Origin of the sequence: Lentzea sp. NPDC042327 (genome assembly GCF_040647275.1) — a bacterium.
Classification (GTDB): Bacteria; Actinomycetota; Actinomycetes; order Mycobacteriales; family Pseudonocardiaceae; genus Lentzea.
The window spans coordinates 144,407-167,113 of sequence record NZ_JBEZBX010000002.1 but is presented as its reverse complement, the minus strand read 5'-3'; the positions used below and the strand labels follow the sequence as shown (position 1 = coordinate 167,113).

General features: G+C 69.5%; 22 protein-coding genes. 12 read left to right on the top strand and 10 right to left on the bottom strand.

Going from position 1 to position 22,707, the window contains the following annotated elements:
- Positions 1-179: 179 nt before the first annotated feature.
- Positions 180-1,586, bottom strand: a complete 1,407-nt coding sequence (radA, locus tag AB0A63_RS04585) for a DNA repair protein RadA (RefSeq protein WP_360385309.1) — start codon at positions 1,584-1,586, stop codon at positions 180-182.
- Positions 1,587-1,746: 160 nt separating this feature from the next.
- Between radA and AB0A63_RS04580 the strand changes: the two genes are divergently transcribed.
- On the top strand, positions 1,747-2,178 hold the full coding sequence (locus AB0A63_RS04580; protein ID WP_360385307.1) for a hypothetical protein: 432 nt from the start codon (positions 1,747-1,749) through the stop codon (positions 2,176-2,178).
- 66 nt (positions 2,179-2,244) lie between these two features.
- Here AB0A63_RS04580 and AB0A63_RS04575 read toward each other — a convergent pair whose 3' ends face one another.
- Entirely contained in the window at positions 2,245-2,997 is a 753-nt protein-coding gene (locus AB0A63_RS04575) for a hypothetical protein (RefSeq protein ID WP_360385305.1), read from the bottom strand.
- 254 nt (positions 2,998-3,251) lie between these two features.
- Here AB0A63_RS04575 and AB0A63_RS04570 point away from each other — a divergent pair, with 254 nt between their 5' ends.
- Genes AB0A63_RS04570 through ispF form a run of 3 tightly spaced genes read left to right on the top strand, consistent with a single transcriptional unit; the run spans position 3,252 to position 4,936 of the window.
- A complete protein-coding gene (locus AB0A63_RS04570; protein ID WP_065915127.1) occupies positions 3,252-3,740 on the top strand; it encodes a CarD family transcriptional regulator in 489 nt (162 codons plus the stop codon).
- A 39-nt stretch (positions 3,741-3,779) separates the two neighbouring features.
- Complete coding sequence (ispD, locus tag AB0A63_RS04565) at positions 3,780-4,472, top strand: 2-C-methyl-D-erythritol 4-phosphate cytidylyltransferase (RefSeq protein WP_360385302.1); 693 nt, start codon at positions 3,780-3,782, stop codon at positions 4,470-4,472.
- A complete protein-coding gene (gene ispF / locus AB0A63_RS04560) occupies positions 4,469-4,936 on the top strand; it encodes a 2-C-methyl-D-erythritol 2,4-cyclodiphosphate synthase (RefSeq protein ID WP_360385300.1) in 468 nt (155 codons plus the stop codon). Before ispD ends, ispF begins: the two co-directional genes overlap by 4 nt.
- On the opposite strand, the gene AB0A63_RS04555 is transcribed toward ispF, so the two are convergent.
- Positions 4,933-5,211 carry a DUF6191 domain-containing protein gene (locus AB0A63_RS04555; RefSeq protein WP_360385298.1) on the bottom strand — a complete coding sequence of 93 codons (279 nt, stop codon included), beginning with the start codon at positions 5,209-5,211 and terminating at the stop codon, positions 4,933-4,935. The genes ispF and AB0A63_RS04555 overlap by 4 nt on opposite strands.
- A gap of 53 nt (positions 5,212-5,264) precedes the next feature.
- Between AB0A63_RS04555 and AB0A63_RS04550 the strand changes: the two genes are divergently transcribed.
- From AB0A63_RS04550 to AB0A63_RS04525, 6 genes are all read left to right on the top strand, one after another.
- Positions 5,265-6,206, top strand: a complete 942-nt coding sequence (locus AB0A63_RS04550) for a TIR domain-containing protein (protein ID WP_360385296.1) — start codon at positions 5,265-5,267, stop codon at positions 6,204-6,206.
- Positions 6,207-6,230: 24 nt separating this feature from the next.
- The gene (locus tag AB0A63_RS04545; RefSeq protein ID WP_360385294.1) at positions 6,231-6,854 is read left to right on the top strand and encodes an HAD-IA family hydrolase; all 624 of its coding nucleotides are present in this window, start codon (positions 6,231-6,233) and stop codon (positions 6,852-6,854) included.
- Positions 6,851-8,245 (top strand): cysteine--tRNA ligase, encoded by a 1,395-nt coding sequence (gene cysS / locus AB0A63_RS04540; RefSeq protein WP_360385292.1) that lies wholly within the window; start codon positions 6,851-6,853, stop codon positions 8,243-8,245. Before AB0A63_RS04545 ends, cysS begins: the two co-directional genes overlap by 4 nt.
- Positions 8,246-8,250: 5 nt before the next feature.
- Complete coding sequence (gene rlmB / locus AB0A63_RS04535) at positions 8,251-9,222, top strand: 23S rRNA (guanosine(2251)-2'-O)-methyltransferase RlmB (protein ID WP_360385290.1); 972 nt, start codon at positions 8,251-8,253, stop codon at positions 9,220-9,222.
- Between the two features lie 570 nt (positions 9,223-9,792).
- Complete coding sequence (locus AB0A63_RS04530; protein WP_360385288.1) at positions 9,793-11,019, top strand: MFS transporter; 1,227 nt, start codon at positions 9,793-9,795, stop codon at positions 11,017-11,019.
- A gap of 253 nt (positions 11,020-11,272) precedes the next feature.
- Entirely contained in the window at positions 11,273-12,694 is a 1,422-nt protein-coding gene (locus tag AB0A63_RS04525) for a GGDEF domain-containing protein (RefSeq protein ID WP_360385286.1), read from the top strand.
- A gap of 433 nt (positions 12,695-13,127) precedes the next feature.
- Here the strand turns inward: AB0A63_RS04525 and AB0A63_RS04520 are convergent, their stop codons facing one another.
- From AB0A63_RS04520 to AB0A63_RS04490, 7 genes are all read right to left on the bottom strand, one after another.
- Positions 13,128-13,952 carry a metal ABC transporter permease gene (locus tag AB0A63_RS04520; RefSeq protein ID WP_360385284.1) on the bottom strand — a complete coding sequence of 275 codons (825 nt, stop codon included), beginning with the start codon at positions 13,950-13,952 and terminating at the stop codon, positions 13,128-13,130.
- Positions 13,953-13,995: 43 nt separating this feature from the next.
- The gene (locus AB0A63_RS04515) at positions 13,996-14,787 is read right to left on the bottom strand and encodes a metal ABC transporter ATP-binding protein (protein WP_360385282.1); all 792 of its coding nucleotides are present in this window, start codon (positions 14,785-14,787) and stop codon (positions 13,996-13,998) included.
- Entirely contained in the window at positions 14,784-15,728 is a 945-nt protein-coding gene (locus tag AB0A63_RS04510; RefSeq protein WP_360385280.1) for a zinc ABC transporter substrate-binding protein, read from the bottom strand. The genes AB0A63_RS04515 and AB0A63_RS04510 overlap by 4 nt, the downstream gene beginning before the upstream one ends.
- Before the next feature lie 98 nt (positions 15,729-15,826).
- The gene (ugpC, locus tag AB0A63_RS04505; RefSeq protein WP_360385278.1) at positions 15,827-16,921 is read right to left on the bottom strand and encodes a sn-glycerol-3-phosphate ABC transporter ATP-binding protein UgpC; all 1,095 of its coding nucleotides are present in this window, start codon (positions 16,919-16,921) and stop codon (positions 15,827-15,829) included.
- Positions 16,922-17,072: 151 nt separating this feature from the next.
- The gene (locus AB0A63_RS04500; RefSeq protein ID WP_360385276.1) at positions 17,073-17,969 is read right to left on the bottom strand and encodes a carbohydrate ABC transporter permease; all 897 of its coding nucleotides are present in this window, start codon (positions 17,967-17,969) and stop codon (positions 17,073-17,075) included.
- Between the two features lies 1 nt (position 17,970).
- Entirely contained in the window at positions 17,971-18,849 is an 879-nt protein-coding gene (locus tag AB0A63_RS04495) for a sugar ABC transporter permease (protein ID WP_360386610.1), read from the bottom strand.
- 100 nt (positions 18,850-18,949) lie between these two features.
- Positions 18,950-20,209, bottom strand: a complete 1,260-nt coding sequence (locus AB0A63_RS04490; protein ID WP_360385274.1) for an extracellular solute-binding protein — start codon at positions 20,207-20,209, stop codon at positions 18,950-18,952.
- 220 nt (positions 20,210-20,429) lie between these two features.
- On the opposite strand from AB0A63_RS04490, the gene AB0A63_RS04485 reads away from it, so the two are divergent.
- Positions 20,430-21,467, top strand: coding sequence for a LacI family DNA-binding transcriptional regulator (locus AB0A63_RS04485; RefSeq protein ID WP_360385272.1), 1,038 nt, complete (start codon positions 20,430-20,432; stop codon positions 21,465-21,467).
- Positions 21,468-21,601: 134 nt separating this feature from the next.
- On the top strand, positions 21,602-22,705 hold the full coding sequence (locus tag AB0A63_RS04480) for a LacI family DNA-binding transcriptional regulator (protein WP_360385270.1): 1,104 nt from the start codon (positions 21,602-21,604) through the stop codon (positions 22,703-22,705).
- Positions 22,706-22,707: the final 2 nt, after the last annotated feature.

Here is a 22,707-nt window from a genome sequence, read left to right as displayed (position 1 = left end):
CGGGTGGGTGGGGGTGATGGCGTCCCCCGGTTGCGGTGACGGATGCCGGTTCGGCGTAGGCCGGTGGTTGCGGTGGGTGGTCGTGTTGCAGTGGACAACCCCGCCTCCTGCGCGGCCCCGCCCGAGGAACCCTGAACGCCGCGCCCGCGAAACGCTCAGCGGTGCGGTTGGCTGCGGGGCTAGTCGTCGTCCTCCGGCTTGTCCTTGCCGCCACCGCCACCGCCGCTGCGACGGCGGTTCAGGCCCAGCACCTCCAGCGCCGACACCAGGTCGTTGGCCACCAGCGCGCGCACGCCGTCGGGCAGGGGGCCGTGGTCCGGGGGGACGAGGGCCTTCTTGAAGCCGAGGCGCGCGGCCTCCTGGAGGCGTTTGCCGACGCCGTTCACGCGGCGGATCTCGCCGGCCAGGCCGACCTCGCCGAGGACCACCAGGTCCGCGGGGAGGGCGATCTCGCGTTCCGCGGAGGCCACGGCCAGGACGACGGCCAGGTCGGCCGCGGGTTCTACCAGGCGCATGCCGCCGACGGTCGCCGTGAACACGTCCTTCTGGAACAGGTTGACCTTGCCGCGCTTCTCCAGGACCGCGAGGGCCATGGAGATGCGCGCCGAGTCGAGGCCGCTCACCGCGCGGCGGGGTGCGGGGAGGTTCGTCTTGGCGACCAAGGCCTGCACCTCGCCGAGCATGGGGCGCTTGCCCTCGACGATGACGGTGACGCAGGTGCCCTCCACGGCCTTCTCGCGGCGGGTCAGGAAGAGGCCGGAGGGGTCGGGGACGCCGACGATGCCGTCGTCGCGCAGCTCGAAGCAGCCGACCTCGTCGGCGGCGCCGTAGCGGTTCTTGATGCCGCGCAGCAGGCGCAGGGACGAGTGGCGGTCGCCTTCGAACTGCAGGACCACGTCCACGAGGTGTTCGAGGACGCGGGGGCCGGCCACCGAGCCGTCCTTCGTCACGTGGCCCACCAGGACCACGGGCAGGCCGCGTTCCTTGGCCATGGCGATCAGGCCGGACGCGACGGTGCGGACCTGGGTCACGCCGCCGGGCACGCCCTCCACGCTCACCGTCGACATGGTCTGGATGGAGTCGACGATCAGCATCGCCGGTTTCACCGCGTCGACCTGGCCCAGGAGCGCGCTCAGCTCCGACTCGGCGGCCAGGTACATCTCGGGGTGGAGGTTGCCGGTGCGTTCGGCGCGCAGGCGGACCTGGCCCGCGGACTCCTCACCGGTCACGTAGAGGCAGCGGCCGTGGGACTCGGCCCAGCGGTGCGCGGTCTCCAGCAGCAGGGTCGACTTGCCGACGCCCGGTTCACCCGCCAGCAGCACGACCGCGCCGGGCACCAGGCCGCCGCCCAGGACCCGGTCGAACTCGCTCACGCCCGTCGACAGGGCGCGGGCGGACTCGATGTCCACCTCGCCGATCGGGCGGGCCGTCGACGTCGGGGCGCCGGCCACCACGCGGGTCACCGACGCGGTGCCGCGTTCCTCGATGCTGCCCCACGCCTGGCACTCGGGGCAGCGGCCGAACCACTTCGCCACCTCGTGCCCGCACTCGGCACAACGGAAGATCGGCCGCGCTGTCTTCGCCACGGGTCGAACGGTAGAGCACGGCACCGACAGAAACCGGAAGACCCAGCTCAGAGGGGGTTGCAGAAGAAACTTCCAAGATTCTTCTGCAGGCTTGTCGATCCTGAGTGGTGGCCGTTCGACGCATCAGTGGAAGGACCCGACAGCCACCGAGGAGACCGCAATGACCACCACCACCGCGACCCGCCCCGCCACCAAGGTGAACGCCGGCCGCTACGCCACCGCCGTCACCCGCGTGCTGATCGGCCTGCTCTACACCACGACCGGCTTGAACGGGTTCCTGAACTTCATGCCCGCACCCGATCCCAGCACGCTCGCGGAGGCGGGGGTGAAGTTCAGCGGGGCGCTCTACGAGACGGGCTACATGCTGCAGCTGACCTCGGCCACGCAGCTCGTGGCGGGCCTGCTGCTCGTCGTCGGCCGGTTCGTGCCGCTGGCGCTCGCGCTGCTCGCTCCGGTCGTGGTGAACATCTTCCTGTTCCACGTGTTCCTGGAGCCCAGCGGCCTCGTGACGGCGCTCGTCGTCGTCGCCGCGGAGATCGGGCTGGCGTGGGCCTACCGCGACCGGTTCCGCCCGATGCTCCAGGCGCGCTGAGAGCCCCCGGAACGCGAACGCCGCCCCGGGCAGGCCCGGAGCGGCGTTTCGGCGTTCAGCAGCGACTCAATGGCCGCCGTCGTGGCCTTCGCTGACGCGCTTGTGGTCCGAAGGCGCCACCGGCACCTCCAGCGTCACGGAACCGGCCTTCTCGAACAGGAACGTCAGCTTCACCGTCTGCGCGGCGGTCACGTCCCTGTTCAGCTTCTTGAGCGTGCAGCGGATCTGCAGCACCTCGAGCGACTGGTCGTGCGCGGCCGACGACGAGGTCGGCGACACGGACGACGAGCCCGACGGGCTGCCGGAGGACGACGCGACCGACGAGGACGCGACCGAACCGGAGGTCGGGGCACCCGAGGACGGCGAGCCGGTGGTCGACGGCGCACCCGAGGACGGCGCACCCGACGACGGGGTCAGCGACACCGACGAGGACGACTGCGACGACGAGGACGGCGACGAGGTCTTGGACGGCGCGTGGGACGCGTCGTACTCGGCGCGCAGCGCGTACTGGGCCGGGACGTCCTTGCTGCCGACGATCTCCAGCTCGGACCCGGAGGCCTCTGACTTGATCGACAGCAGCTTGTCCGGGTCGTTGCCGGTGTTCGCGATGACGAACGTCAGCGGCACGTCCTCGCCCTCGCGGTACCGGTTGCCGTCCGGCGGGAAGGCCAGCATGGCGTTGCGGACCGCCATCGGGCCCGCGTTGCCGCTCGCACCGTCGACGGCGGCGACCTGGGTGTCGGTCTGGGTGATCTGACCGGCGCTGCAGCCGACCGCCACCAGGCCGAGGCCCGCGGCCAGCGCTGCCGTCACGATCATCCGGCGAGACACTCCTGAGTTCACGGCTCCAGCGTCCTTCCTAGGGAACAACCACCAGGCAAAGAGCCTAACCGGGGCCCGGAAAGCCGACTCGACGTGGTGCCAATCGATCTTGTGTGGCCGCTACGTTGCACGCGAACAGGTGGTTTGTCAACCCCCCGCGCGGCCCTGACCAGCGCTAACGGATCATCGAGCGGCGTGGGAAGGGTTGCCGGACGTGTTAGGATGGAGGAAGCGAAAGGGGCAGAGGACACATGGTTTTCAAGGTCGGAGAGACCGTCGTCTACCCGCACCACGGTGCCGCTCTCATCGAAGCAATCGAGACCCGCGTTATCAAGGGCGAGGAGAAGAAGTACCTCGTCCTCAAGGTGGCGCAGGGCGACCTCACCGTTCGGGTTCCCGCTGACAACGCCGAGATCGTCGGCGTGCGTGACGTTGTCGGCCAGGAGGGACTCGACCGGGTCTTCGAGGTCTTGCGCGCTCCCCACACCGAGGAGCCGACCAACTGGTCTCGGCGGTACAAGGCCAACCTTGAGAAGCTCGCCTCCGGCGACGTGAACAAGGTTGCGGAAGTGGTGCGCGACCTCTGGCGGCGCGAGAAGGATCGCGGTTTGTCCGCCGGCGAGAAGCGGATGCTGGCGAAGGCGCGGCAGATACTGGTCAGCGAGCTGGCGCTGGCCGAGGGCACCGACGAGGACAAGGCCGAGGTCCTCCTCGACGAAGTTCTCGCCACGGCCTCGTAGTTCTCGGCAGAACACACTGAGCATCGGATAACGCCGCACATGAGTGTTGTCGCGCTCGTGCCTGCGGCAGGGCGAGGTGAGCGCCTGGGCTACGGAATGCCCAAGGCGCTGGTACCGGTCAACGGAACACCGCTGTTGACCCGTGCCGTTCAGGGCCTGTTCGCGTCGGGTCAGGTCCAGCACGTCGTCATCGCAGCTCCACCGTCCGATGTGGACCAAGTGCACACCGCTACCGCCTCGCTGGCCCCGGCCGGCGGGGCGGTGCACGTGCTTTCAGGGGGCTCCGAACGCACCGACTCGGTGCGCCTCGCCCTCGACCACGCGCTCCGCGTGGTGCCCGACACCTCCATCGTGCTCGTCCACGACGCCGCTCGTGCGTTCACCCCTCCCGAGGTCATCGCCGGGGTCGTGGCCGCTGTGCGCGACGGTCACGACGCCGTCGTCCCGGTGTTGCCCGTCGCCGACACGATCAAACAGGTGGACGAGGTCGGAGTGGTCGTCTCCACGCCCGACCGTGCCGGCCTGCGGGTCGTGCAGACCCCGCAGGGTTTCCGCGTCGACGTTCTCAAAGCTGCCTATGGCTCCGGTGTCGCCGCGACTGATGACGCAGGTCTTGTGGAGAAGAACGGTGGCGAGGTCCACACGGTTCCCGGCCACGCGCACGCCATGAAGATCACCACGCCGTTCGACCTCGCGGTCGCGGCGGCACTGTTCGCGGGGGAACGAGAGTGAGAATCGGCCAGGGCGTCGACGTCCACCCGATCGAGGCAGGCCGTGAGTGCTGGGTCGCCGGGCTGCTGTGGGAGGGCGTGGACGGCTGCGCGGGCCACTCCGACGGTGACGTCGCCTCCCACGCGCTGTGCGACGCGCTGCTCTCCGCCGCTGGCCTGGGCGACCTGGGCGCGGTCTTCGGCACGTCGGACCCGCGCTGGTCGGGCGCCCACGGTGTGGTGCTGCTCACCGAGGTCCGCCGGCTCGTCGAGGAGGCCGGATACCGTGTGGGAAACGCCACAGTGCAGGTGATCGGCAACGCGCCGCGCATCGGCAAGCGCCGCGAGGAGGCGCAGGACGCGCTGTCCGCGGCCGTCGGCGGCCCGGTGTCGGTGGCCGGCACCACGACGGACGGCCTGGGCCTCACGGGCCGCGGCGAGGGCATCGCGGCGATCGCCACGGCACTGCTGGTGCCCGTCCCCTAGTCCGGCAGCCTGAGCACGGCCGTGCCGCCGTCCAGGTCGACCCGGCTCCTCGGCGGCGCCGCGTCGCCTTCCTCGTCGCGCAGCTGCCGCTCCTCCTTGCGGAACTCGACCTCGTCGCGCTTGCCCGGCTCGAACGTCGCGCCCAGCTCCCCGATGCCCGCGGTGGCCATCGGCGTGCCCTTCCTGCGGCGCACCACCCGTTCGACCACCGCCAACACGAACAGGGCCGCGACCAACGCCGGCAGGGACAGCGCGAAGAGGTAGCCCGGGCTCATGAACGGAGAACTTCCCGCCGGACGTGATGGTTCCCACCACTAGAGTTCGCGCGGTGACCAAGTACGACGTCTGCCTGTCGTTCGCCGGCGAGGACCGCACCTACGTCGACGAGGTGGCCCGCCACCTCAAGGAGCTGGGCGTCAAGGTCTTCTACGACGACGACGAGCAGGTCGACCTGTGGGGCAAGAACCTCACCGAGTACCTCGACGAGGTCTACCGCAAGGAGTCCCGCTTCTGCGTCATGTTCGTCTCGCGGCACTACGCGGCGAAGATGTGGACCAAGCACGAGCGCCAGAGCGCGTTCGACCGGGCCATGACCCAGGACGACGAGTACGTGCTGCCGGTGCGCTTCGACGCCACGGAGCTGCCCGGCCTGCGCACGGGTGTCGGCTACCTCGACGCCGCCAGGGTCACCCCCCGGCGGCTCGCCGAGATGGTGGCGAGGAAGCTCGGCACCGCCACCCCGCCGCAGCGGGCGGAGGGCTGGGAGTACGCCCTGTTCGCGGACACCGTGCGCGCGGGTCTGCGCGGGTTGCAGAGCAAGCGGGTCGACCACGACATGGCGTTCGCGAGGAACGTCCGCACGTTCACCACGGACACCGAGGCGCTCGACTACTTCGCGGCCCGCACGCGCGCGTTCGACAACATCATCAACGCCATCGCCGAGGTCCTGTCCCCGCAGCGGCAGCTGCTGGCGTTCGGAGCGAACGGCCACAGGGGCGACGAGGAGAAGATCACCCGGCTGGCCACGATGTTCGTCGAGGTCTACGACAACCTGCTGACCTGGGCCGCCGAGCTGCGCGGCACCGCCACGCCGGAGAAGTTCCGCCCTCTCTACGCCGCGACCGCGCGGCTCGCCGACCAGCCGCTGGCGCAGATCGACGAGTTCGTGCGCCGGTTCGCGGACGCGCGCGGGTCCGGTGAGCTGCGGCTGACCATCGACTACGACCCGGCCGAGGTCGAGGCAGAGCTCACAAAGGTCCAGACCAACTAGCCCGGCGGCACGTAGAGTCGCGGCGTGACGATCCGCGCCGCTCTCTTCGACTTCTCCGGCACGCTCTTCCGGCTCGAGCACCCCGGGCTGGAGTCCAACGGCGACCTGATGCGGGCGCTCACCGCACCGGTCGGGATCGCCGACGGCGTGGACCCCGAGCTGGCCGACGCCTGGTTCCGCCGCGACCTCGACCCCGAGGTCCACCGCTGGGTCCACGTGAAGGTGCTGCGCGACGCGCTCGTGCCGGACGCCGAGGCGTTCTACGAGCAGCTCATCTCGCCCGAGTCGTGGCGGCCCTACCCGGACGTGAAGGCGACGCTGGAGCACCTGGTCGACGTGCCGGTCGCGGTCGTCAGCAACATCGGGTGGGACATCCGGTCCGTGTTCGAGCTGCACGGGCTGACGCACCTGGTGGACGAGTTCGTGCTCTCCTACGAGGAGGGCGTGGTCAAGCCGGACCCGAAGATCTTCACCACCGCCTGCGAACGGCTCGGCGTCGCGCCGGCGAACGCCGTGATGGTCGGCGACAGCGCTGAGGCGGACGGCGGAGCGGAAGCCGTCGGTTGCTCCTTCCGGCTCGTCAATCCGGTTCCGACGAGTGACCGGCCCACTGCGCTCCTGGATGTGGCCCGTACCATTCCCGTGTGAGCCTCCACATCTACGACAGCGCGAGCCGGAGCATGCGGGAGTTCCACCCGCAGGTCAACGGAACGGCGTCGATCTACGTGTGTGGGGCGACCGTGCAGGGCGTCCCGCACATCGGGCACGTCCGCAGCGGCCTGAACTTCGACGTGCTGCGGCGCTGGCTGGGGCGCGACGGCGCCGACGTCACGCTGGTCCGCAACGTCACCGACATCGACGACAAGATCCTCACCAAGGCCGCGGCGAACGACCGGCCCTGGTGGGAGTGGGCGTACACGCACGAGCTCGCGTTCGAGAGCGCCTACGACGCGCTGGGCTGCCTGCCGCCGTCGTACGCGCCGCGCGCGACCGGGCACGTCACGCAGATGGTCGACCTGATGCAGCGGCTGATCGACAAGAACCACGCCTACGACGTCGACGGCGACGTCTACTTCGACGTGCGCTCGTTCCCCGAGTACGGGGCGCTGTCCGGGCGCAAGATCGACGACCAGCAGCAGGGCGAGACCGAGGTCCGCGGCAAGCGCGACCCGCGCGACTTCACGCTGTGGAAGGCCGCGAAGCCCGGTGAGCCGTCCTGGCCGACGCCGTGGGGCAACGGCAGGCCCGGCTGGCACCTCGAGTGCTCCGCGATGGCCACGACGTACCTGGGCAGCACCTTCGACGTCCACGGCGGCGGGCTGGACCTGATCTTCCCGCACCACGAGAACGAGCAGGCGCAGTCGCGCGCGGCCGGTGACGGCTTCGCGAACTACTGGATGCACAACGCCTGGGTGACGATGTCGGGCGAGAAGATGTCGAAGTCGCTCGGCAACGTGGTGTCGATCCCGGAGATGCTGAAGCTCGTCAGCGCGGCCGAGCTGCGCTACTACCTGGTCGGCCCGCACTACCGGTCGAACATCGAGTACTCCGGGGACGCGCTGCAGGACGCGGTGACCGGGTACCGGCGCGTCGAGTCGTTCCTGCGCCGCGCGGTGGAGAGGCTCGGCCCGATCGACCTCGCGGGTCCCCTGTGCCCCGACTTCGTGGCGGCCATGGACAACGACCTGGGCACCCCGCAGGCGCTCGCCGCGCTGCACAACAAGGTGCGCCAGGGCAACACCGCGCTCGCCGACGGCGACGACACCACGGCCCGCGAGGCCGCCGAGTGCGTCCGCCGGATGGCCGACATCCTCGGCGTCGACCCGTTGTCGCCGAAGTGGAACAACGCGTCGTCCGCCGACACCGGCATGCGGCAGGCGTTGACCACGCTGGTGGATCGACTGCTCGTCGAGCGCCAGGAAGCCCGCAAGACCAGGGACTTCGCGCGCGCTGACGCGTTGCGCGAACAGCTGGACGAGGCGGGCATCGCCGTCGAGGACACCCCCGACGGTCCGCAGTGGACTTTGAAGGACGACTGACTTCCGTGGCTGGCAACTCCAAGCGCAAGGGCGCGATGCGCAATCCGGGCTCGAAGAAGGGCGCGGTCGTCGGTTCCGGCGGGCAGAAGTCCAAGGGGCTGCAGGGCAAGGGTCCGACCCCGAAGGCGACGGACCGCCCGAACCACCCCGCCTACAAGCGGGCCAAGGCGGTCGCGAAGAGCGACGCGGTGAAGACGCAGCGCCGCCAGAAGACCGAGAAGGCCCAGGCCGAGACCGTGGCCGGCCGCAACCCCGTCGTGGAGTGCCTGCGTGCGGGCACGCCCGCGACGGCGCTGTACGTGGCGCTGGGCATCGACGCGGACGACCGCGTGGCCGAGGCCGTGCGCCTGGCCGCCGACCGGGGCATCTCCGTGCTGGAGGTGGCCCGCGGTGAGCTCGACCGGATCACCGGTGGCGCGATGCACCAGGGCCTCGGCCTGCAGGTGCCGCCGTTCGAGTACGCCACGCCGAACGAGCTGCTGGAGCAGGCGCAGCGCTCCACCCAGCCGCCGTTGCTGGTGGCGCTGGACGGTGTGACGGACCCGCGGAACCTGGGTGCGGTCGTGCGGTCCGCGGCGGCGTTCGGTGCCCACGGCGTGGTGCTGCCGCAGCGGCGCAGCGCGTCGATGACCGCGGTTGCCTGGCGCACCAGCGCGGGCACGGCGGCGAAGCTGCCGATCGCGATGGCCACCAACCTGACGCGCACCCTGCGTGACTGGGCTGAGGCCGGTCTGATGATCGTCGGGCTCGACGCGGACGGCGACGTGGACGTCGACGGCCTCGAACTGGCGACCGGTCCGCTGGTGGTCGTCGTGGGCTCGGAGGGTCGCGGTCTCGGGCGTCTCGTGAAGGAGACCTGCGACCAGACGGTGTCCATTCCGATGGCCACGGGTGTGGAGTCGCTGAACGCCTCCGTCGCCGCCGGAGTGGTGCTCGCGGAAGTGGCGCGCCGTCGCCGGGTCGCGGCCAAGGGCTGACGCAAGTCCCTGCCACGTCACGAAAAGACGGCTCGGCAGTCGACGTCAATGATCATTTTCCCGCTCGCGGACCCACGCCGGACCGCGAGCGGGAAAACGTTCTCGTTTAACTGTTGCCAGCCACTTGCGGGTGACCGCGATGACAATCGGCGTGGCCTATTACGCGGGTACTCCCGAGCGCGGGTACCTTCGCATCTGTTCCTTTGTTGCCGCACCCGCCGGGAGTCGGCGGACGACGGTTGGAGCTGATTGCACCGGTTGGCCGAGCCGGTGAGGACCGATTGGCACCACGCGACACGTTGCGTGACCATTTGGGCTCCAACCAGGCGAATCCGAGGTCAACTGTGAAGAAGATCAGGCCTGCGTTTCGCTATTGTAACTACTTTAGGTAACTGGCCTGCTCCGTTTAGGTACACACTGTGGTAGGACAGACGTTGAACGGTCAGGCAGCTTCTACCGTGATTGTCGATAGGAATTGATTACCACCGGCGGGGGCGACGTGACTCGGCGTAGAACGAATCAGGACGAGCTGATTCGCCACGGCCGGGCCGCGACGCGCCGAGGACACGCATGACGACCCGAGGCGCGCTCCGCGAGCTCGTGGGTTTGCGTGAGTTCCGCGCCATGTGGATCGGCTCCACCGCTTCGACTGCCGGTGACCAACTCGCCGCGGTCGCATTGTCGCTGCTCGTGTTCGAACGAACACAATCCGCAGCGTGGACCGCGCTCACCTGGTCGTTGACGCTCTTCCCGCCGCTGATTTCGGGTCCGTTGCTCGGCTGGGTCGCCGACCGGTTCCCGCGACGCACGGTAATGGTGACGACGGCCTGGATGCAGGCCGTGCTCATGGCCGCGATGGCGATTCCCGGCATGCCGCTGTGGGCGATGATCGTGCTGCTGGTCGTGGTGCTGGCGATTTCCTCGCCGTACCTGGCGGCCCAGGAGGCGAGCCTCCCGCACGTGCTGCCGGCCAAGCGCTACGACGACGGTGTGGCGCTCTTCGGCACGTCCGTGGACATCGCTCAGATGGCCGGGCTCGCCGCCGCAGGTTTCCTCGTCGCCCACACGAACCCCGGCATCGCGCTGGCGATCAACGCCGTGACGTTCGCCGCCCTGGCGATCCTGGTGCAGGTGTCGGTCGAGCACCGCCCTGCCGCGGACCCGCTGGGACGCAAGAAGAAGGACGACGAAGAGCCGCGCGGCGTGCTCACGTTGATGGTGACGGAGCCGCGGCTGAGGACCCTGCTGGGCGTCCGGCTGCTGGCCGGGCTCGCGATGGTCCCCGAAGGCCTGGCGGTGCCGCTGGCGGCCAGCCTGGACGCGGTGTGGGCGGTGGGCCTGATCCTCGCGATCGAGCCGGCCGCGAACGTGCTCGGCGTGGCGTTGCTGTTCCGCATCGTGCGGGACCCGGCCAAGCGGGAACGCCTGATCGGCCCGCTCGCGATCCTGTCGCTGGCGCCGTTGATCATGTTCGCGTTCAACCCGAACCTGACGTGGACGATCGTTTTGTTGGTCATCGCCGGTATAGGCGGGGCTTATCACACACCCGCTCGTTCGGCGTGGATGCGACTACTTCCCGACCAGTACCGCGGAAGGGCCTATGGCATTGGGCGCGCGGCACTGCGTTCGAGCCAGGGCGGCGGAATGGCACTGGCCGGTGTCGTCGCCCATTCGGTCGGTTCGATCACAGCAACGATCGCGGGCGCGGGGGGCATCGGGTTGCTGCTGGCGACACAGGCCACCTTCGCCTGGCGCCGGGCGCGGCGTCGCGCGGACAGCAAGACGGTGGCAATCTGAAACAGAACGGTCACCAATAGCGATATCCCGATCGAGGAGGCACCTCAAACGCGGAGGTTCCGGGCGGAAGCATTGAGGAGGGTGGTGTTCAGAAGTCACGGTTGCTCATGGCAAGACACCTCCTCGTTGCGACGAGCAGCAGCGCGGTGGTCTACGACCGGGTCAGCAGCGGCTTGCTCATGATGTGTCATGAGCGTAGGGGGTCGTGGTGAAGAACAGTTTGACTGATCGCGGGCGATCGCGGGCACTCGGCTTGACTCCGATTCGCAACTGGGACCTTTGGACCGTTGCGCCCAGCGCGATCGCGTACTTCTTCGTGCTCGAAGCCGCGGTCACCGGCGCCGCCATCTGGCTGCTGACGAATCTCACCCCGGTCGCCACCACGGACTGGCTGCGCTTCGGCGCGCTGATCGCCGCGATCACGATCCACCTGACGATCGTCCGCAGAGCCGAGGAGGCCCGCCGCAACGAGGCCTCCGGTCCCCACATCGACCTGACATCGGTCTGGACCTTCGCAGCCGCGGTCGCCCTGCCCGGTGGCCTCGCGGTGGTCGCCACGATCTGGATGCGCATCCTGATCCAGCCGATCGCCCGCCGCCAGCCGTACCGCTTCGTCTTCGGCACCGCCTCCATGCTGGCCTCCACCCTGCTGTCGTGGGCGCTCGTGCACCTCTCGGGTGTCTCGCTGGCCGCGACCGGAAACGTGCCCACCGACCTCGGCCTGGTCCTGGTCCTCGCGATAGCCGCCCTCGTGTACTGGTTCGTCCAGGTGATGACCGTGGCGGTCGCGTTCAAGATCGTGACCCCGAACTCGAAGGTCTTCGAGTTCCTCGGCTCCCGCGTCGACAACATGCTGGAGATGAGCACGCTCGGCGCGGGCGCGATGCTCGGCATGCTCATGACCTCCCACTGGGTCGGCCCCCTGCTGCTGGTGGTCCCCGTGATCTTGGTGAACGCACTGTTGTCCCGGGCGGCTGAGCGCCGCACGCATCTCGAACGACTCCTGCGCGAACAGGAACAGCTCCACCAACGCCTCGCCGCCGACGCGCACACCGACTACCGCACGGGCCTGCTGAACACGAACGGCCTCGCCGAGTACGCCGGCCGCCTCGCCGAACGCTGCCGCCTCGACGGCGTCCCGATGACCGTCCTCGTCATCGACCTCGACCACTTCAAGCGCATCAACGACACCTGGGGCCACCCCGCGGGCAACGCGGTCCTGGCCGAGGTCGGCCGCATCCTGCGCGAAAAGCTCCGCCCCGGCGACGTGGCCGGCCGCGACGGCGGCGAGGAGTTCGTCGTGGCCCTGAAGGACACCCCGGTCGCCCAGGGCGTGACGATCGCCGAACGCATCCGCGAGGCCATCGGCCGTCTCGCCGTCCCGACCACCGACAAGCACCGCAACGTGGTGACCCTCTACGGCCGCGAGATCCAGCCCTCGGAACCCGACGGCGACTCGCTGCGCGCCATCTCCGCGTCCATCGGCGTGGCCGTCATCCCGGACAACGGCCCGGACATGGCGACCGCGCAGCACTCCGCGGACGCCGCCCTGTACAAGGCCAAGGAGAACGGGCGCAACCAGGTCCGGGTGGCCGGGCTGGACATTCCGCCGCGGTTGATGCCGGCTCCTCGGGCGGACGACGTCACGAAGCCCATCACGTCACGTTCGGCCTGAGCCGCGTTCGGGCTGGGTCGCCGCTTCGCCGGGTGCCTGCGCGCTCCGGGCGAGGCACGGTCCGAGCACACCACGGTCCGAGCAACCACGGTCTGGGCCGAGACCGCCTGAGCTCGGGGCAGCCGTCATGCCCGTGGCGTCTCACACCCATGGCGCCTCGTGCCCAGTGGCACGCCCTCACGCCCGCGACCCCATGCCCGCGACCTCATGCCCACGGCCCCGGACCGCGCGACCCGATCACCCTTGCCCTGCCCGCCGAACCCTCAGCACTCGCTGATTCTCGTTCCCATGAGAACCCCACGTTCCCCTGCCGCCTCCCCCGCGCTTCCTTCCTCACGGGGCGAAGACGACCATGCTTTCCGGACATCTACCAGACGACGATCGAGGCAAATCCGGACAGGATTCACCCGTCCGAGCGACAGCCCGCGGCCTGTCACGCAGCCCGCGAAGCCCCGGTCCGCACAGCCCCGATCCCACGACAGACCAGGTAGATCACGAAGCTCACCGCCGTGACGAGCGCCGACACCGGCAGCCCGGGCTGCAGCGACAGCAGGATTCCGCCCACCGCGGCGACCTCGGCGAACACGACGGACAGCACGATCGCCCGCACCGGTGACGCGGTCAGCCGCATGGCCGCCGCGGCGGGGGTGATCATGAGGGCCAGCACCAGCAGAGCGCCCACGACCTGCACCGACAGCGCCGTCGCGACGCCTATGAGCACCGCGAACACGATCGACAGGCCGCGGACCGGCACGCCGCGTGCGACGGCCACGTCGGGGTCGACCGAAGCGAAGAACAGGGGGCGGTAGATCACCGCCAGCACGGCGAGGACGGCTGCGGAGGAGATCACCAGCAGTTGCAGGTCGGTCGAGTCGACGCCGACGATCTGGCCCACCAGCAGGCCGAACTTGTTCGACGAACGTCCTTTGTAGAGGGCCAGCATGAGGATGCCCATGCCGAGGCCGAAGGCGAGGATCGCGCCGATCACCGAGTCGCGGTCGCTCTCGCGGCGGGACAGCACACCGAGGAGCACCGCGGCGATGATCGAGCCGGCCAGTGCGCCGTAGCCGACGCCGACGCCGAGCAGCAGGGCCGCTGCGCCGCCGGTGAAGGCGAGTTCGGAGGTGCCGTGGACGGCGAAGGCCATCTTGCGGGTCACGATGAACGGGCCCAGTGCGCCCGCGACCAGGCCGAGGACCGCGGCGGCGATCAGGGCGGTCTGCACGAAGTCCAGGGCGAGGAGGTCGAAGAAGGTCACGACGCGGCTCCCGCCGACGAACGGGTGGAGGACGAGGAGGCGGTCACGACGCGGCCCCCGCCGACAGGTGGTGGGTCTGTTCCTCGCAGGCGCCGGCGCCGACGACCAGGATCTGGTCGCGCACGCGCACGACCTCGACCGGTGTGCGGTACAGCTCGGACAGGGTCGCGGAGGTCATGACCTCTTCCGGGGTGCCGATGCGGAAGCGGCCGCCGACCAGGTACAGGACCCGGTCCACGAGTGGCAGGACCGGGTTCAGCTCGTGCGTCACGAAGAGGACGGCGGTGGCGGCTTCGCGGCGGCGTTTGTCGATCAGCTCGCTCACCACGCGCTGGTTGGCGAGGTCGAGTGAGAGGAGTGGCTCGTCGCAGAGCATCACGGTGGGGTCGCCGACGAGGGCTTGGGCGACGCGCAGGCGTTGTTGTTCGCCGCCGGACAGCAGGCCGATCGGGGAGTCGGCGTAGCGGGTGGCGCCCACGGACTCGATGGCCGCGTCGACGCGGATGCGGCGGGCGGCGCGACCTCGTACGCCCAGGCCCCAGCGGTAGCCGTCGAGACCCAGGCCGACGAGGTCGCGGCCGCGCAGCGTCATGGATTGGTCGAGCGCTCGCTGCTGCGGGATGTAGCCGATGGCGCGGTTGCCGCCGTTGACCTCGACCGTGCCCGAGGACAGCGGTTGCAGGCCCAGCAGCACGCGCATCAGGCTCGTCTTGCCGGAGCCGTTCGGGCCGAGCACCGCGAGGAACTCACCGGGTTCGACGTCGAGGTCGAGGGAGTCCCACAGCACTCTGTCCCCGTAGGACAGCCGGGCGCCGCGCAGCGAGATCGCGGTCATGCCTTGAGCGCCTGCGAAAGGGCGTCCACCTGCTTGCTCATCCAGTCAAGGTAGCCGGTCGTTCCCGCGGGCAACGTCTCGGTGACCTCGACGACGGGCACACCGGCCGCCTTGGCCTTCTCGACGAGCTGCTTGGTGACGTTGTTCTCGGTCTGGGTGTTGTTGACCAGCACGTTGACCTTCTTGCCCTCGACCAGCTGGTTCATCTCGGCCAGCGCGGCTGCGGGGACGTCGGACTCCTCCTCGACGGCCTTGCTGAACGCCTCGGGGGTCGCGTCCTCGGCGCCGGCCTCGTCGAGCAGGTAGTGGGCGATCGGTTCGGTGGCGGCGACCTTCTTGCCGGCGCCGACGCCCGTGACCTTCTTCTCCAGGTCCTCCAGCGCGGCGGTGAACTTCTGGGTGTTGCTCTCGAACGTCGCCTTCTTGTCCGGTGCGAGCGCGCTCAGCTCGTTCGCCGCGGCCTCGGCCACGGCCTGGACGGTGTGCAGGTCGTACCAGACGTGCTCGTTCTCGCCGTGCTCGTGGCCGTGGTCGTCCGCGGCGGGCGCCTCGGAGGTCGTGGTGGCGGTGGAGGTGGCCGGCTCCTCGGCGTGGCTGTGCTCGCGCAGCGGGAACGCCTCGACCTTCTTGGTGGCGTCGCTGGTGATCAGCTTCGCGAAGAAGTCGTCGTAGCCGCCGCCGTTGAACACGACGAGCTTGGCGTCCTTGACCAGTGCGGCGTCGGCGGGCTTGCTCTCGTAGGAGTGCGGGTCGGCGCCGGGGTCCTCCAGCAGCGCCTTGACCTCGACCGCGTCACCACCGACGGCGGCGACGACGCTGCCCCAGACGTTGGTGGAGGTGACCACCTTGATCTTGCCGTTGTCCGCGGCCGGCGTGGTCGTGCCGCAGGCTGCCAGGCTCACGACGGCGAGAGTGCCGACCAGAGCGTTGCGGAGAGTCATCACGCCGTCCCTCGATCAGGTAATGGAAACCGTTGTCGAGTTCAGCTTACGACATGAAAAAGCCCCCGGCGGTCACGCCGGGGGCCTTCGCGTGTGACTCACGCCTCCAGACGGTCGCCCGTCTCGGGGTGGAACAGGTGGATCTCGCTGTGGTCGCGCACGGCGACCTTGACGTGCTGGCCCAGGGTGGGCGGCGTGCGGCCGTCGACGCGGACGACGAAGCGCTGCGACGAGTCGCCGATCTTCACGGCGCCGTGCACGAGCGCGTCGGCGCCGAGCTCCTCGACCAGCTCGACGGTCATCTCCATGCCCTCCTCGCCCGACGGCACGATGCCGAGGGCCTCGGGGCGGATGCCGAAGGTGACCTCGTCCAGGCCACCGGCGGCGGCGATCGCGTCACGCGAGAGCGGCACGATGACGCCGTCGAGCTTCGCGCCCTCGGACGTGATCGGCACGGTCTTGAGGTTCATGGCCGGCGAGCCGATGAAGCCCGCGACGAACGCGTTGGCCGGGCGGTCGTACAGCGCGCGCGGGGTGTCGCACTGCTGCAGCAGGCCGTCCTTGAGCACGGCGACGCGGTGACCCATCGTCATGGCCTCGACCTGGTCGTGCGTGACGTAGATCGTGGTGGTGCCGAGGCGCTGCTGGAGGGCGGCGATGTTGGCGCGGGTCTCGACGCGGAGCTTGGCGTCCAGGTTGGACAGCGGCTCGTCCATGAGGAACACGGAGGGCTCGCGGACGATGGCGCGGCCCATGGCGACGCGCTGGCGCTGACCACCGGAGAGCGCCTTCGGCTTGCGCTCCAGGTACTTGGTGAGGTCGAGCATCTTGGCGGCCTCTTCGACCTTCGCCTTGATCTCGGTCTTGTTGACGCCGCGGAGCTTGAGCGCGAAGCCCATGTTCTCGGCGACGGTCATGTGCGGGTAGAGCGCGTAGGACTGGAACACCATGGCGATGTCGCGGCCCTTCGGCGGGACGTTCGTGACGTCCTTGCCGCCGATGTGGATGGCGCCCTCGTCGATGTCCTCGAGGCCGGCGAGCATGCGCAGCGCCGTCGACTTGCCGGAACCGGACGGGCCGACGAGCACCAGGAACTCGCCGTCAGCGACCTCGAGCGACAGCTCGTCGACCGCGCGCACCGGCGGGTTGCCGGAGAACACCCTCGACGCCTTGACGTAGGACACCTCTGCCATGTGACGCACCTTTCACCGCTTGTCTGGGCGCGACGTTATGCATTGCAAGCGCTTACGGGAATGGCCGTAAGCGCTTGCGTTGCGCGAGTTCGCAACGCAAGCGCTTACGTCCGACAGCATGGATGAGCGCGCTCTCACGCGCCGCCCGCGGTCAGCCCTTCACGGCACCGGACGCGAGCCCGGTCACCAGGAACCGCTGCACCAGGTAGAACACGACGATCGCCGGGATGGCGACCAGGATGGACGCGGCCGCGAGGTGGCCCCACTCGGTGCGGTTCTGCTGCACGAACACCTGCAACCCGACGGCCAGGGTCTTCGACTCGTCCGCCGCCGACAGGAACGCCGACGCGAACGCCACCTCGCCCCACGCCGTGAGGAACGCGTAGAACGACGTCACCGCGAGGCCCGGCTTGGCCAGCGGCATGATCAGCCGCCAGAACACGCCGAACGGCGACAAGCCGTCCACGCGGCCGGCCTCGTCGATGTCGGCGGGGACCGTGTCGAAGTAGCCCTTGAGCATGTACGTGCAGAACGGCACCGCGGTGGTGCAGTAAACGAGCACCAGGCCGATGGTGGAACCGTTGAGCCCCAACGCGATCAGGATGTTGTAGAGCGGCACGATCAGGACCGCGAACGGGAACATCTGCACCAGCAGGAACGACATCATCAGGCCGCGCTTGCCGGGGAACCGGAAGCGCGAGGCCGCGTAGCCGGCGGTGGCCGAGATGAACACGCCGAGCACGGTGGTCAGCAGTGCGATCACCACGGAGTTGCCGAACCAGGCGAGGAAGTCGCCCTTCTCGCCGGCCAGCACGCGGCTGTAGTTGTCGAACGAGGACTCGTTCCACAGCTTCGGCGTCGGTTCGACGGCGCGGGCGTCGGGCTTCAACGAGGTGACGAACACCCAGAAGATCGGGAACACCGAGATGACCGACGCGGTGATCAGCGTGGCGTGCAACAGGATCGAGGACCCGGCGGAGCGGTCCGACCGGCTCAGGCGGCGTTCGGGGGCCTTGACCACCTGGAGGGACGAAGCATCGAGCGTCACGTCACCACACCTCGCCCTGCTTGCGCAGTGCCCGCCGGTAGACGGCGGCGAACACCAACAACACCGAAAGGATCAGCACGCCGTAGGTCGACGCGATGGCGTAGTCGCGGGACGCGCCGGAGAAGAAGCGCTCGAACGCGTAGGTCACCAGGATGCGGGTGTTCGGGTTGGGGCCCGCCACCAGGTAGATCACCGGGAACATGTTGAACGTCCAGATGATGCCGAGCAGGATCACCGTGGACGACACCGAGCGCAGGCCGGGCAGGGTCACGTGGCGGAAGCGCTGCCACGGCGTCGCGCCGTCCATCTCCGCCGCCTCGTAGAGGTCGCCGGGGATCGACTGCAGGCCGCCCAGGAGCGCCACCATCATGAACGGCGTGCCCAGCCAGACGTTGACCATGATCACGGACACGAGGGCCCAGTCGGACTGGCCGAGCCAGACCGGGTCGGGCAGGCCGACGGCGCGCAGGACCTGGTTGATGATCCCGTACTGCGCGTTGAACATGTACTTCCAGGCGAACGCGCTGATGAACGCGGGCACGGCCCACGGCAGGATCAGCAGCACGCGGTAGAGCGAGCGGCCCTTCACCTGGCGGTTGAGCAGCATCGCCAGGCCCAGGCCGATGGTGTAGTGGAAGAACACGCAGGCGAACGTCCAGATCAGCGTGCGGACCAGCGTGCCCCAGAAGGCGCCGTAGGAGTCGCCGCCGGACAGGACGTTGAGGTAGTTCTTGAAGCCCACCACGTCGTAGGACGCGGGCCGGTCCAGGACCGGGTTGGCGATGTTGCCCTCGTTGATGTTCGTGAAGGTGAAGAACACGCCCTGCGCGAGCGGGTAGAGCACCAACACCGCGATGACCACCACGACCGGCAGCACCATCGCATACGCGTACCAGTACCGGTCCAGGAACCGACGCACCGATCTCCTCCGAACCCCAGGCGGACGGCCGGGGCGGCAGGCCCCGGCCGTCCAACACCAATCAGCCGATCGAGTACTCGGTGACGACCTGCTCCTTGTACGCCTTGGCGACGTCGTCGAGAGCGGCCTTCGGCTCCTTCTTGCCGGCGAGGACGTCGGCGTAGGCGATCTTCAGCGGGTCGAACAGCTGGCCGCCCTCGGGGATCCAGGCGCGCTCGTGCGCGACCTTGGTGACCGGCTCGAACGCGGAGACGACGGCGTTGGCCTTGACGTCGGCGTTCTGGTAGGCCGACTTGCGGGTCGGCAGCAGGCCCAGCTCCTTGGCGATGGCGGCCTGCGACTCGGCCGACGCCATGCACTGGACGAACTTGATCGACGACTGCTTCGCCTTGGTGCCCTGGCGGATCGTGTAGTCGTGGCCGCCGACCGGGGCGCTGCCCTTGCCCGCGGTCGGGCCGGGGACCGGCGCGATGCCGAGGTTGGCCGGGTCGGTGAACGCGGTGCCCTTGAGGTAGTCGGCCACCGCCCACGGGCCGTTGATCACCATGGCGGCGTCGCCGCTGGAGAACGCGGCCTGCATCGTGGTGTAGGAGTTGCCGGCGTCGAGCGAGGTGAACGCGGCCTTCGAGTCGAGCAGGCCCTTCGCGGTCTGCAGCGCCTTCACGTTCTTCTCGGAGTTGACCACGATCTTCTTCGCGGAGGCGTCGACCAGGTCACCGCCCTCGCCGTAGATGAACGGCAGCGCGTAGTACGCGTCGTTGTTGAGGAAGAACGCCTTCTCGCCGCCCAGCTTGGCGGCCGCTGCCTTGAGCTCGTCCCACGTCTTCGGCGGTTCGACGCCCGCGTCGGCGAGCTTCTTCTTGTTGTAGAGCAGCGCGAGGGAGTCGGTCACCTGCGGCACCGCGTAGGTCTTGCCCTCGAACTTCGTGGAGCCCAGCGGGGCCTCCAGGAAGTCGCCGGTGTCCTTCGCGAGGTCGGTGTCGGAGAGGTCGGCGACGTAGCCCAGCTTGGCGAGCTGCGGCACCCAGGCGACCTCGGCGCGGAAGACGTCGGGGCCCTGGCCGCCCTGGGCTGCGGTCTTGTAGTTCGCGAGCGCCGTGTCGAACGCCTGCGTCTCGACCTTGACCTTGTAGCCGCCCTTCGAGGCGCAGTCGTTCGCGATCTTGGCGAACGCGGGGCTCTCGTTGGGGCCACTGGTGTCCCAGAACGTCACTTCGCCCGAGTCGGATCCGCTGTTGCTGCTCGATCCGCCGCTTCCGCAGGCGGTGAGCACGAGGGCGACACCCGTCGCCATGGCGGTCACGAGGGTTGTCCGTCGCATCGTTGCTGCCGTTCCCTCCAGCTGGGGCCTCGACTCCGAGCGAGACGAGGTGTTGCAAGGTTTTGCGAGAATGTTGCGGGCGATTTCACTACCCGAACCATGGTCAGGTCAAGACGTCGACCGTAACCAAGCCGTAACGGCCCCGTCCCGTGAACCGTCATTGCAAAATTTTTCTGGACACGGCAGGCTTGCGCCGACCCAAGCTGAGCAGGGAGGCAACGTGTCCGGACTGTCCGAGATCGCCAGGGCAGCCGGGGTGTCCATCTCGACCGTCAGCCGAGTGCTGAACCGGCGGGCGGGCGTCAACGACGAGACCCGCCAGCGGGTGCTGTCGGTGCTCGCGGAGATGCCGTACACCCCGCGCGGACTCGGCGCGTTGCAGCGCACGGGCGTGATCGGCCTGCTGGTGCCGGAGCTGTCGAACCCGGTGTTCCCGGCGTTCGCGGAGGCGCTGGAGACCCGCGCCGCGCGGCTGGGCTACTCCTCGCTGCTGTGCAACACCCGCAGCGGCGCGCCGATGGGCGAGGAGGAGTACGTCCGGATGCTGCTCGCCCGCGGGGTCGAGGGCATGGTGTTCGTGTCACCGGAGATCACCAACGTCGAGGTCCCGCTCGGGCAGGCCCCGCGGCCGAGCTACTACGCGAAGCTGCTGGCCGACGGCGTGCACATGGTGTTCCTGAACGGCGCCACGCCCGCGCTGGACGTGCCCGACGTGACGGTGGACGAGCAGATGGCCGGTTACCTGGCCACCAAGCACCTGATCGACCTCGGGCACGAGCGGATCGGGTTCGTGTCGGGGCCGGCGCGGTCGCTGCCGTCACGGCTCAAGCGCGCCGGGTGGGCCGCCGCCCTGGAGGAGAACCACCTGCCGGCGGGCTCGGAGTACGTGGCGCACGGGCCGTTCAGCGCCGAGGGCGGTGGCGAGGCGGTGGCGCAGCTGCTCGACACGGTGGCGCCGACCGCGGTGATCTGCTCGTCGGACCACATGGCGCTGGGCGTCATGCGCGAGGCACACCAGCGGGGGATCGCGGTACCCGATCGGCTGTCCGTCGTCGGGTTCGACGACATCCCGCTGGCTGCCTACTCCTCGCCCGCTTTGACGACGCTGGCGCAGCCGATCGAGGAGATGGCGGCGGCCGCGATCGACGAGCTCGTGCAGCGCCTGGACCCGGATCGGCGCAGGCAGGGCAACGACAACTACACGCGCGTGTTCCGGCCGCGGCTGGTCGTGCGGGAGTCGTCAGCGGCCCCGAGGTGAGACACCCGGCGGGGGATATTGGTCTGGACCAAATTCTGAACAAGCCAGATGGGACGACCAGCGCGGATGCGTCATTTGAGGGACGCCGGTCACCCTGACTTCACGAATTGGTTCTGAACCGTTACGGTCCTTTCATGGCGCGGTCTATGCATGTGCGACGTCCTGCGACGCTGGCCTCCCTGGCCGCTGAGCTGGGCGTTTCCCGGACAACGGTGTCCAACGCGTACAACCGTCCCGACCAGCTCTCCCCCGAGCTGCGTCGCCGGGTGTTGGACACGGCCCGAAGGCTGGGTTACCCCGGCCCGGATCCTGTGGCGCGCTCGTTGCGCACCCGCAAGGCGGGGGCGGTGGGCCTGCTGCTCACCGAGAACCTCTCCTACGCCTTCCGCGACCCCGCGGCGATCGGCTTCCTCGAAGGCCTCGCGCTGGCGTGCGAGGACGCGGGCACGGGCCTTCTGCTGGTGCCCGCCAACCCCGAACGCGAGGACGTCGCGTCCGTCCACCGCGCCGGCGTCGACGGCTTCGTCGTCTACTCGGTGCCCGACGACGACCCGCACCTCGCGGCCGTGCTGGAGCGGCCGGTGCCCACGGTGGTCTGCGACCAGCCCGACCTCGGCACCGTCGACCGCGTCGGCATCGACGACCGCGGGGCGATGTACGAGCTCGCGCAGCACCTGATCTCGTTGGGGCACCGCAGGATCGGCGTCGTGTGCATGCGCCTGGCCCGCGACCGCAACGACGGGTTCGTGACGCCGGACCGCCAGCACGCCGCGCACTTCCACGTGCAGCGCAACCGCCTCTCCGGTCTCGCCGAGGCGTTCAGCGAGGCCGGTGTCGACTGGTCGCAGGTGCCGGTGGTCGAGCGGTTCGACCACAACCCCTCGTCCGGTGCCTCCGGTGCCGCCCAGGTGCTCGACCGGGACCCGCAGGTCACGGCGTTGATCTGCACCTCGGACGTGCTGGCGCTGGGTGCCATGACCGAGGCGGCCCGGCGCGGGCTGCGGGTGCCGCACGACCTCACGGTCACCGGGTTCGACGGGATTCGCGGGGCCGAGGAGGCCGGGCTGACGACCGTGCGCCAGCCGGTGCTGGAGAAGGGGCGGGCGGCGGGCAAGCTGCTGCTCGACGCCAACGAGCGGTCCCGGCCGCGGTCGGTGAACCTCGCGACCGAGCTGATGATCGGCAACACGTCGGGCCCGCCGCGGGGCGGGGCGGAGGAGCGCTGGTTCGGCCCGTGAGC

Coding starts and splice junctions, on each gene's coding strand:
- AB0A63_RS04580 (WP_360385307.1), top strand. CDS start 1,747: ATGACCACCACCACCGCGACCCGCCCCGCCACCAAGGTGAACGCCGGC.
- AB0A63_RS04575 (WP_360385305.1), bottom strand. CDS start 2,997: ATGATCGTGACGGCAGCGCTGGCCGCGGGCCTCGGCCTGGTGGCGGTC.
- AB0A63_RS04570 (WP_065915127.1), top strand. CDS start 3,252: ATGGTTTTCAAGGTCGGAGAGACCGTCGTCTACCCGCACCACGGTGCC.
- ispD (WP_360385302.1), top strand. CDS start 3,780: ATGAGTGTTGTCGCGCTCGTGCCTGCGGCAGGGCGAGGTGAGCGCCTG.
- AB0A63_RS04555 (WP_360385298.1), bottom strand. CDS start 5,211: ATGAGCCCGGGCTACCTCTTCGCGCTGTCCCTGCCGGCGTTGGTCGCG.
- AB0A63_RS04530 (WP_360385288.1), top strand. CDS start 9,793: ATGACGACCCGAGGCGCGCTCCGCGAGCTCGTGGGTTTGCGTGAGTTC.
- AB0A63_RS04515 (WP_360385282.1), bottom strand. CDS start 14,787: ATGACCGCGATCTCGCTGCGCGGCGCCCGGCTGTCCTACGGGGACAGA.
- AB0A63_RS04510 (WP_360385280.1), bottom strand. CDS start 15,728: ATGACTCTCCGCAACGCTCTGGTCGGCACTCTCGCCGTCGTGAGCCTG.
- ugpC (WP_360385278.1), bottom strand. CDS start 16,921: ATGGCAGAGGTGTCCTACGTCAAGGCGTCGAGGGTGTTCTCCGGCAAC.
- AB0A63_RS04495 (WP_360386610.1), bottom strand. CDS start 18,849: ATGGTGCTGCCGGTCGTGGTGGTCATCGCGGTGTTGGTGCTCTACCCG.
- AB0A63_RS04490 (WP_360385274.1), bottom strand. CDS start 20,209: ATGCGACGGACAACCCTCGTGACCGCCATGGCGACGGGTGTCGCCCTC.
- AB0A63_RS04480 (WP_360385270.1), top strand. CDS start 21,602: ATGGCGCGGTCTATGCATGTGCGACGTCCTGCGACGCTGGCCTCCCTG.